At 70.1% G+C, this 9847-nt stretch carries 9 protein-coding genes and 1 pseudogene; all 10 read left to right on the forward strand.

Annotation, left to right across the window (positions count from 1 at the left end):
* Nucleotides 1–33: 33 nt before the first annotated feature.
* Nucleotides 34–1683, forward strand: coding sequence for an ABC transporter substrate-binding protein (locus JWR33_RS12630; RefSeq protein ID WP_297412280.1), 1650 nt, complete (start codon nucleotides 34–36; stop codon nucleotides 1681–1683).
* Nucleotides 1661–2644 carry an ABC transporter permease gene (locus tag JWR33_RS12635; RefSeq protein ID WP_297412271.1) on the forward strand — a complete coding sequence of 328 codons (984 nt, stop codon included), beginning with the start codon at nucleotides 1661–1663 and terminating at the stop codon, nucleotides 2642–2644. The genes JWR33_RS12630 and JWR33_RS12635 overlap by 23 nt, the downstream gene beginning before the upstream one ends.
* The gene (locus tag JWR33_RS12640) at nucleotides 2641–3504 is read left to right on the forward strand and encodes an ABC transporter permease (RefSeq protein ID WP_297412272.1); all 864 of its coding nucleotides are present in this window, start codon (nucleotides 2641–2643) and stop codon (nucleotides 3502–3504) included. Before JWR33_RS12635 ends, JWR33_RS12640 begins: the two co-directional genes overlap by 4 nt.
* Nucleotides 3501–5147 (forward strand): ABC transporter ATP-binding protein, encoded by a 1647-nt coding sequence (locus JWR33_RS12645; protein WP_297412273.1) that lies wholly within the window; start codon nucleotides 3501–3503, stop codon nucleotides 5145–5147. Before JWR33_RS12640 ends, JWR33_RS12645 begins: the two co-directional genes overlap by 4 nt.
* 105 nt (nucleotides 5148–5252) lie before the next feature.
* Nucleotides 5253–7844: a valine--tRNA ligase gene (gene valS / locus JWR33_RS12650; protein ID WP_297412281.1), complete on the forward strand. Its 2592-nt coding sequence runs from the start codon at nucleotides 5253–5255 to the stop codon at nucleotides 7842–7844.
* A gap of 32 nt (nucleotides 7845–7876) precedes the next feature.
* Nucleotides 7877–8380 (forward strand): GNAT family N-acetyltransferase, encoded by a 504-nt coding sequence (locus JWR33_RS12655; RefSeq protein WP_297412274.1) that lies wholly within the window; start codon nucleotides 7877–7879, stop codon nucleotides 8378–8380.
* A 4-nt stretch (nucleotides 8381–8384) separates the two neighbouring features.
* Nucleotides 8385–8639: a hypothetical protein gene (locus JWR33_RS12660; RefSeq protein WP_297412275.1), complete on the forward strand. Its 255-nt coding sequence runs from the start codon at nucleotides 8385–8387 to the stop codon at nucleotides 8637–8639.
* Nucleotides 8640–8644: 5 nt separating this feature from the next.
* A pseudogene (locus tag JWR33_RS12665) lies at nucleotides 8645–8794 on the forward strand (aminocyclopropane-1-carboxylate deaminase/D-cysteine desulfhydrase family protein); the annotation flags it as partial.
* Nucleotides 8795–9023: 229 nt separating this feature from the next.
* On the forward strand, nucleotides 9024–9344 hold the full coding sequence (locus JWR33_RS12670; RefSeq protein WP_297412276.1) for a hypothetical protein: 321 nt from the start codon (nucleotides 9024–9026) through the stop codon (nucleotides 9342–9344).
* 168 nt (nucleotides 9345–9512) lie between these two features.
* Nucleotides 9513–9847, forward strand: a 335-nt coding sequence (locus JWR33_RS12675; protein WP_297412277.1) for a hypothetical protein, incomplete at its 3' end; no start/stop codon positions are given.

Genomic DNA, 9847 nt, shown 5'->3' on the forward strand with positions numbered 1-9847 from the left:
ATCACGCCGGAAGAGAGAACCTTGTCGCTCACGATGTCCCGCCCTCCCCGAATCGCTGCCCTGCTCGTCGCGGCCGGAGCCACGGGGATCCTGCTCCTCACCGGCTGCGCTCCCGCCGCTTCCCCATCTTCGCCCGCGGCGGGGCCGACGCCAGGAGGGACTCTCACCTACGCGTCCGGCGATGCAGAGCCGACCTGCCTCGACCCGCACGTCGGCGGCAACTACCCCCAAGCTCTGATCAGCGGCCAGTTCCTCGAGTCCCTCGTCTCCAGGGACGCCGAGGGCGAGATCGTTCCGTGGCTCGCGAGCGAGTGGTCCGAGGCCGAGGACGGCCTGAGCTGGACGTTCACGCTGCGCGATGACGTGACCTTCACCGACGGGACTCCGTTCGACGCAGAGGCGGTCAAGGCGAGCATCGAGCATGTGCAGGATCCCGCCACCGGCTCATCGACGGGATACCTCGCGATGGGAAAGGTGGACAACGTCGAGGTCGTCGATGCCGGAACCGTCCGGTTCGACCTCAGCGCTCCGGACAGCGCGCTCCTCGAGTCCCTGTCCCAGCCCTGGGTGGCCATGGAGTCGCCCGCCGGAATGACGCGGGGTATCGAGCAGAACTGCGAGTCCCCGATCGGCACAGGACCCTTCAGCGTCAGCGAATGGGTCAAACAGGACTCGATCACCCTGGTGCGCAACGACGACTACGTGTCGCCGCCGGCCGACGCCGCGCATGAGGGGCCGGCGTACCTGGAGAAGATCGTCTGGCGCTTCCTCCCCGACTCGGCGTCGCGCTACGCGGCGCTCCAGGCGGGTCAGGTGGACGTGATCGACAACGCTCAGCCCGACGCCCTCGTCGCGGCGCAGACGGAGGACGGAATCACCTCGCTGGACGCCCCCCGGCCCGGCTCCGTGAACCGGATCGAATTCAACTCGGGCAAGGCGCCGTTCGACTCTGAAGAGGTCCGGGAGGCCTTCATCCGCTCCGCGGGCGTGGATGATGGCATCGAGAGTCTCTTCTTCGGGACGGCGGAGCGCTCCTACTCGCCGCTCGCGAGCGTCGAGTCGCTCGCCTACTCCGACCCTGCTCCCTTCGCCTTCAACCTCGACGAGGCGAACTCGCTCCTCGACGGGGCCGGGTGGAGCGAGCGCGACTCAGAGGGCTACCGGGTGAAGAACGGAACTCGCCTCACCGTCGAATTCCCGGTGAGCACGAACCAGTCGATCCCCGCAGAGCAGTCCCTCTTCGAGCAGATCCAGGCCACGACCAAGGAGGCCGGCTTCGAGGTGAAGCTGAGACTGCTCGATCTGGGGAGCTGGTACGCCGCGCTCGGAGCGAACGAGTACGACCTGGTGAGCGCCCCCTACACCAAGGTGGGGCCGGACGTGCTCCGGATCCTGTACCACTCGGACGGCATCACCCCCGCACCCAGCGGCTACTTCGCCAATCACGCACAGGTGTCGATCCCCGAGCTCGACGACCTGCTGACGCGGGCCGGCGAGACCTCGGATGCCACCGAGCGGGCCGCGCTCTACGCGGACGCACAGGCGGTCGTGCTCGAGGGGTTCTACATCCTGCCGCTCTACGACCAGCAGAACCACTACCTGCTGCGGGACAGGGTGGCCGGCCTCCGAGCCCTGCCGACCGTGTCGACACCGACCTTCTATGACGCCTGGCTGGCGGACTGACGGGGCGCCGCCTCCGGCCCGCTGGAGGGTCGCCCGGGCGCCCCTCCAGCTCCTCGTCCGCCTGGGAGGCGGCATCTTCGTCCTGTGGTCGGTCGCGACGCTCACGTTCTTCGGGATCCGGCTGATCCCGGGCGACCCCGCGCAGGCGGTGCTCGGCGGGCCAGGATCCCAGGCCTCGGCCGAGGCGCTGGCGGTCGCCCGAGCGGAGTACGGACTCGATCAGCCCTTGCTCGTGCAGTATCTGCGGCAGCTCGCGCGCTTCGCGACAGGAGACTTCGGCACGTCGTACTCCCTGAAGACCGAGGTCGCCCCCCTGCTGCTGGCTCAGCTGCCCGGCACGCTGCTGCTGGCTGGACTGGCGCTCGCCGTGGCGTGGCTGCTCGCCCTGACCGTCGCGTCCTGGTCGACACGGGGCGGGCGGGTCGGCGACTGGGTCGGCTCGGGGCTGGAGATCGTCGGCGCGGGGCTGCCCCACTTCTGGCTGGCGACGCTGCTGATCCTCACCTTCAGCGTCGGACTCGGCTGGGTTCCCCCCATCAGCACCCCGGGTGTGCCGGGGCTCGTCCTTCCCGTCGCAACCCTCGCCATCCCGCTGGCCGGGTTCCTGGGTCAGGTCATGCGCGAGTCGCTGCTCGATGCCCTCGAGTCCCCGTTCGCGCTGAGCGCGCGGGCACGAGGCGAGAGCGAGCGCGGCGTGCGCCGAGTGCACGCCATCCGGCACGCCGCTCTTCCCGGGATCGCGCTCTCCGGGTGGGCGTTTGGCTACCTGATCAGCGGTGCGGTCGTCGTCGAGACGATCTTCGCAAGGCCCGGACTGGGCAGAACGCTGCTCGCCGCGGTGACGCAGCGCGACGTCCCCGTCGTCATCGGCGTCGTGCTGCTCGTGGCTCTGGCCTACATCGTCGCGACTGCGGTCACCGACGTGGCGAGCCGCGCCCTGGATCCTCGGCGGGCGGCATGACCGAGCTGGAGGCGCAGGCCGCCAGTGCGGTCATCCGCCGCGGGAGAGCCTCCGGATTCCGGCGGATCGGCGTCGCCGAGGGCCTCTCGGCGGCGTTCCTCGCCTTCCTGCTGCTGGCCGCCCTGGCACCGGACCTGATCTCCCCCCTGGATCCGCTGGGGATCGACCCGGCGAACGCCTTCGAGCCGCCGTCCTTCGGGCAGGTGCTCGGCACCGACGAGTCCGGGCGGAGCATCTTCAGTCGCGTCGTGCACGGCGCCGGCACCTCACTCCTCATCGGCGTGGCCGCGAGCACCATCGGCCTGGGCCTCGGCACGATCCTGGGCGTGCTCGCCGGTTCCGGGGGCAGGATCGTGGACTTCGGGGTGAGCCGGTTCCTGGAGGTCCTCTTCGCCCTTCCCGGGCTGCTGCTCGCTCTGTTCCTGATAGTGATCGTCGGCCCCGGGGCGCTCACGACCACCCTGGCGGTGGGGCTCTCCACCGCGCCGGGCTACGCGCGCATCATCCGCAGCCAGCTCATCACGGTGCGGGGCTCCGCGTATGTCGAGGCAGCAACCGTTCTGGGCCTGGGCAGGATGCGCATCCTCGCCCGACATGTCCTGCCGAACACGCTCGCTCCGCTGTTCGCCCTCGGAACTCTGGGCGTCGGCCAGGCGATCGTCTGGGCGTCGGCGCTCAGCTACCTGGGGCTCGGCGCGGTCCCCCCTTCCCCCGAGTGGGGTGCGATGCTCGCCGCGGGCCGCACCTACCTGTCGACTGCGTGGTGGATGAGCGTCTTCCCCGGCCTGTTCATCGTCCTCACCGCCATCTGCGCGACCGTGCTCGGGCGCGCTGCCGGAAATCGGACTCGGCGGCGATGAGGCACTCCCCGGCCCCGGGAGCCGCACTGCTCTCCGTCACGAACCTCCGAGTGGACTTCGGCCAGCGCGAGGTCGTGCAGGGCATCGACCTACGGGTGGCGGCCGGCGAGTGCCTTGCGCTCGTCGGCGAGTCGGGCTCGGGCAAGAGCGTCACGGCGCGCAGCGTTCTCGGGCTCGCCGGCAGCGGATCGCGGGTGCGCGCCGACACCATGGAGCTCTCCGGGCGATCGGTCCTCGATCTGTCCGCGCGGCAGTGGGCGACGGTGCGCGGACGGGATGCAGGCCTGATCTCACAGGACGCGCTCGTCTCCCTCGATCCATTGCGCCCCATCGGTCGAGAGGTGGGCGACGCGCTGCGGCTGCACACCCGGCTGACGCCGACGCAACGACGCGCGCGCGTGCTCGAGGCCCTCGGGGAGGCGGGGCTGGACAATCCCGAAGTCCGGTTCCGACAACGGCAGGGGGAGCTGTCGGGCGGGCAGCGCCAGCGCGCCCTGATCGCGTCAGCCATCGCCCTCCGCCCGCCGCTGCTGATCGCCGACGAGCCGACCACCGCGCTCGATGTGACGGTGCAGGCTCAGGTGCTGGACCTGCTCCGCGGCTTCAAGGAGCGCGGCATCGGGATCCTGCTGATCAGCCACGATCTCGCCGTGGTGGCGGAGATCGCCGACCGCGTCGCAGTTCTGAGCAACGGGGTCATTGTGGAGCAGGGCGCGACCGCCGAGCTCCTGTCTTCCCCGACCTCGGCGGAGACGCGCAAGCTGATCGCCGCTGTTCCCTTCGGGCGCCCGCGGGGTGTGCCGCTGAGCCACGCCGCACGGATGGCACGGCCCGCCGGAGAAGAGGTCCCGAGATCATCGCCCCGCCAGGACCCACCCGCTCTGCGCGCTGTGGGGCTGGAGAAGCGCTTCCGCCTTCCCGGCGGGAAGTCGGTCACCGCAGTCGCCGACGTGTCCTTCGTCCTCGAACCCGGGCGCACCCTCGGCCTGGTCGGCGAGTCCGGGTCGGGGAAGTCCACGACCGCCCGACTCGCGCTGGCCCTGACTCCTCCGGATGCCGGCGAGGTGACCCTGGGCACCGGGGCGTGGAGCCGGCTCCGCGAGAGCGAACGACGTCCGCTGCGTGCTCTTGTCGGCTCGGTCTATCAGGACGCGTTGAGCTCGTTCGATCCCCGCCTGACGACCAGCGACATCCTGACCGACGCTCTGTGGAAGCCCGGTCGATCGCGGCACGGGAACCGGACCCGCGAGGTGCACCACCTCCTCTCCACCGTTGGCCTGTCCCCCGACGTGCTCACCCGCCGGCCGCTGCACCTGTCAGGCGGCCAGCGTCAACGCGTCGCGATCGCTCGTGCCCTCGCCTCCGAGCCGCAGATCCTCATCCTCGATGAGCCGGTCTCCGCTCTCGACGTCTCCGTGCAGGCCACGGTCCTCGACCTGCTCGACGAGCTGCAGCGGGAGCTGGGGCTCAGCTACCTCTTCATCTCGCACGACCTGGGCGTGGTTCAGCACATGAGCGACACGGTGGCCGTCATGCATTCCGGTCGGATCGTGGAGACGGGCCCGACCCCGGACGTGTTCGGCCGCCCGAGCCACCCCTACACCCGGCGCCTCCTCGCCGCGTCACCGCGCCTGCCCTGGTGACTCCGCCCGGTCCGCTTGCCGGGTCCGGTACTCTGGATGGGCCGCGCAGCGGCGACATTCAGGCACCCTCACGCGGTGCCGCACATAGTGGAACCGGAGCAGCTCATGTCGACCGACGCGACCATCCCCGACAAGCCGGCACTCGAGGGACTCGAGGACAAGTGGGGCGACCGCTGGGAGACCGAGGGCACCTACCGCTTCTCCCGTGACGCCTCACGGGAGAGCGTCTACTCCATCGACACTCCGCCGCCCACCGCCTCCGGCTCGCTGCACATCGGGCACGTCTTCAGCTTCACGCACACCGACGCCATCGCCCGCTACCAGCGGATGCGCGGCAAGACCGTCTTCTACCCGATGGGCTGGGACGACAACGGGCTGCCCACCGAGCGGCGCGTGCAGAACTACTATGGCGTCCGCTGCGACCCGACTCTCCCCTATGAGGCCGGCTTCACCCCGCCCTACGAGGGCGGCGACAACAAGAGCAGCAAGGCGGCCGACCAGATCCCCATCTCGCGCCGCAACTTCATCGAGCTGTGCGAGGCGCTCACCGTGGAGGACGAGAAGCAGTTCGAGGCGCTGTTCCGGGCGCTCGGCCTGTCCGTGGACTGGACGCAGACGTACCGGACCATCGGCGATGACGCCCGTGCCGCATCTCAGCGGGCCTTCCTCCGCAACCTCGCGCGCGGCGAGGCATACCAGGCGAACGCCCCGACCCTCTGGGACGTGACCTTCCGGACCGCAGTCGCCCAGGCCGAGCTGGAGGACCGTCAGCAGCCCGGCGCCTACCACCGGGTCGCGTTCCACGCCCCGGACGGCTCGATCGTGGAGATCGAGACGAGCCGCCCGGAGCTGCTGCCGTCCTGCGTCGCGCTCATCGCGCACCCCGACGACGCCCGATACCAGCACCTGTTCGGCACCACCGTCACCTCTCCGGTGTTCGGCGTCGAGGTGCCCGTGCTGGCGCACCACCTGGCCCAGGCCGACAAGGGCACCGGAATAGCGATGAACTGCACCTTCGGCGACGTCACCGACGTGGTCTGGTGGCGGGAGCTCGACCTCCCGAACCGCTCGGTGATCGGCTTCGACGGCCGCTTCGCGAACGAGGCTCCCGAGCCGATCAGCACCGAGGCGGGTCGCGCCGCCTACGCGGAGCTGGCCGGCAAGACGGTGTTCTCGGCGAAGCAGACCATGGTCGAGCTGCTGCGCGGGACCGGAGACCTGCTCGCCGAGCCGCAGCAGATCACGCATCCGGTGAAGTTCTTCGAGAAGGGCGACCGGCCCCTCGAGATCGTGTCGACGCGGCAGTGGTATCTCACCAACGGCGGGCGGGACCCGCAGCTCCGCGATCGCCTGCTCGAGCTGGGCCGAGGGATCGACTTCCTGCCCGAGTTCATGCGGGTGCGGTACGAGAACTGGGTGCAGGGCCTGGCGGGCGACTGGCTCGTCTCTCGGCAGCGCTTCTTCGGGGTGCCGATCCCCGTCTGGTACCCGCTCGACGAGCAGGGCGAGCCGATCTTCGAGGGAGTGATCGTGCCCGACGAGTCCGCTCTCCCCGTGGATCCCTCCTCGGATCCCGCACCGGGGTTCTCGGAGTCCCAGCGGGGCGTGCCCGGCGGGTTCGCCGGCGAGCTCGACGTGCTCGACACCTGGGCCACGTCGTCGCTCACCCCTCAGCTGGCGGGCGGCTGGGAGCGCGACGAGGAGCTGTGGAACCTCGTCTACCCCTACGACCTCCGCCCGCAGGGGCAGGACATCATCCGCACCTGGCTCTTCTCCACTGTGCTCCGGGCGCAGCTCGAGAACGGCGACGCCCCCTGGGCGCACGCCGCGATCTCGGGCTTCATCGTGGACCCCGACCGCAAGAAGATGTCCAAGTCCAAGGGGAACGTAGTCACCCCGGCGGCGGTCCTCGAGCAGCACGGCTCGGATGCGGTGCGCTACTGGGCGACCTCCAGCCGGCTCGGCACCGACGCCGCATTCGACCCCCAGAACCCCACGCAGATCCGCAAGGGCCGACGCCTCGCGATCAAGATCCTCAACGCGGCGAAGTTCATCCTGTCCTTCCCGGCCGAGGCGACGGGCCGGGAAGCGGTCCGGCATCCGGTCGACTGGAGCATGCTCGCCACGCTCGACGGGGTGGTCGCGACCGCCACCGCGGCGTTCGACTCCTACGACCACGCACGCGCCCTCGAGGTCGCCGAGACCTTCTTCTGGACCTTCTGCGACGACTACCTCGAGCTCGTCAAGGAGCGCGCGTACGGCGCGGGCGAGACCGAGGATGACGGGCAGCAGTCCGCCGTCGCGGCGCTCCGCGAGGCGCTCACCGTGCTGCTGCGGCTCTTCGCCCCGTTCGTCCCCTTCGCAACAGAGGAGGCGTGGTCCTGGTTCGGCACCGGCTCGGTGCACCGCGCCGCCTGGCCGGAGCCGGGGACGCTGGACGAGGCGGCGAAGCCCGAGCTGCTCGAGCTGGCCAGCGCCGCACTGATCGGGATCCGGCGCGCCAAGACAGACGCGAAGGCCTCCCAGAAGACGCAAGTAGCATCAGCGGTGATCGCAGGACCCGAGGCCGAGATGGAACTGCTCCAGCTGGCCGAGGGCGACCTCCGCTCGGTCGGCCGGATCGAGGACCTCACGTTCGTGCAGGGGCCGGAGCTGGCCGTGACCGACATCGTGCTGGCGCCGGCGGAGGAACTGTGACGAGAACCGGCAATGGGGAATCAGGGGACACGATGAGCACCGAAGACGAGACGACGAGCGGCGAAGGGGTTGCCGTCGCGGCGCCCGCCGCGATCACGGTCCGGCCGCTGGAGCAGGGCGACTTCTTCGCCTGGTACGAGCTCTTCCTGGGGTATGCGGAGTTCTACGACACTCCACTCCAGGACGACCGGGCGATGCGGGCATGGGCGTGGCTGCACGGCGACGGCGCAACCGTCCGCGGCTATGTCGCGGTGGACGAGAGCGGCAAGGTCCTCGGCCTCGCCCACATCCTGGAGTTCACCCGGGTGCTCGAGAACGACCGCGGCCTCTACCTCGAAGACCTCTTCGTGGCCAAGGAGCACCGCGGCAAGGGCGTCGCCACCGCACTCATCAACCACCTCAAGCAGGAGGCGCGGGAACGCGGCTTCGGTGTCGTCCGCTGGATCACCGCCGAGGACAACGCCGTGGCCAGGAAGCTCTACGACTCGCTCGCCGAGAAGACGCCATGGGTGACCTACGACCTGAACGTGGGCTGATCGGGTGATCGGGCTCGGCACCCGGTGGGCCTTCGGCTCGGAGCCGCCCGCCCGCCTCTCCGCCGCCTTCGCCGCCGCGATCCGCGATGTCGAGGCGGGGATCTCCGGCGCGCGTGCGCAGCCTCCGGCCGGCTCGTGGACGCTCACCTGGCTGGAGGGCCGCCCGGTCGCAGAGTCGGACGTGGAGACCGCCGCGGGCGTCGCCGTCGTCACCGAGGACCCCGTCTCGGGCGCGCCGGGAGTCACCTTCCAGCCCTGAGCAACACCGACCCGGTCTACGAGGGCAAGTCGCTCGCCGGGATGATCGACCTGGTCACGACGGGCGAGATCCCGCGCGACGCCACCGTCCTCTACGCCCATCTGGGCGGCCAGCTGGCGAACAGCGCATACACCGCGGTCCTCGGTCGGGACTGACCCGGCCCCCGCCGGTTCCCCGTCCCCCCTCTCCCCCTCGCTCAGCAGGCAGATTCTCCTTCAGACCCCGCAACAGGCGGTTTCTGCCTGCTGAGGGCCGGAATGCCTGCTGAGCGAGAGGCGGCGGAAGGCAATAGCCGGGGCATGTTGCGCTGCATGACGGCCGGCCTCGTGGTGCCGACCCTCCCGACCTAGCCTGGGCTCGTTCACCGGACGGGAAGGAGCACAGATGGTTCGCGACACACAGAGGCAGGACGCCATGCTGTGCGACTCCCCCGCCTGCAGCGACGACCGACCCGGCCACGCGATGACCTTGATCCGCCTCCGGCTCTCGGCGGTGAGCCCGCGCGGATGGGTCGACGCTGTGGTGACTGACAGCTCGGACGACGGCCGACTGGAGCTCACCGAATGGCGCACCGGGGCCGTCTGCACGGTGTGGCACCACCAGGACCTGGGCGGCTCTTTGCCGCTCGGCTGCCCGGTGGCGCTGCACGACGCATACTCGGTGCTCGCCGTGGGCCGGCACCGCTACAACGTGGCGATCGTCTAGGAGTCGGTGCTCGGCGCGCGGAGCGCCGACATCATGTCCTCGCAGGCGGTCATGCAGGCGTCACAGGCGGCCGCGCACATGGCACACGTCTCGCTCATGCTCATGTGAGTGGTGCACTCGTCCCGGCAGACACGGCACATCGCTATGCAGGCCTCCAGGGCGGCCATCATGCTGTCGCGCTCCATGCCCGTGGGGCGGAGCATCATCCGCATCATCGTGCCGCACATGTCGGCGCAGTTGGCGCAGAGCGCGGCGCAGGTGCCCATGCCCTCCATGCCCGACATCGAGTCCGAACACATCGTGCAGGCCTGCATGCAGGCCGAACATGCGTCGATGCAGTTCTGCATCGCCGTCATGTCCATGCCCGACATCACCGAGGTGTCGGACATGGGCAGGTCCTTCATCATGTCGCTAGAGACGCTCATCGTGGCGCTCCGTTCCGCGCCCTCGGCGGCCCTGGATTCGGCCGGGGAAACGACGGCGCCTGCCCCGGAGACTACGTA

The organism is Naasia sp. (genome assembly GCF_025465545.1).
GTDB lineage: Bacteria > Actinomycetota > Actinomycetes > Actinomycetales > Microbacteriaceae > Naasia.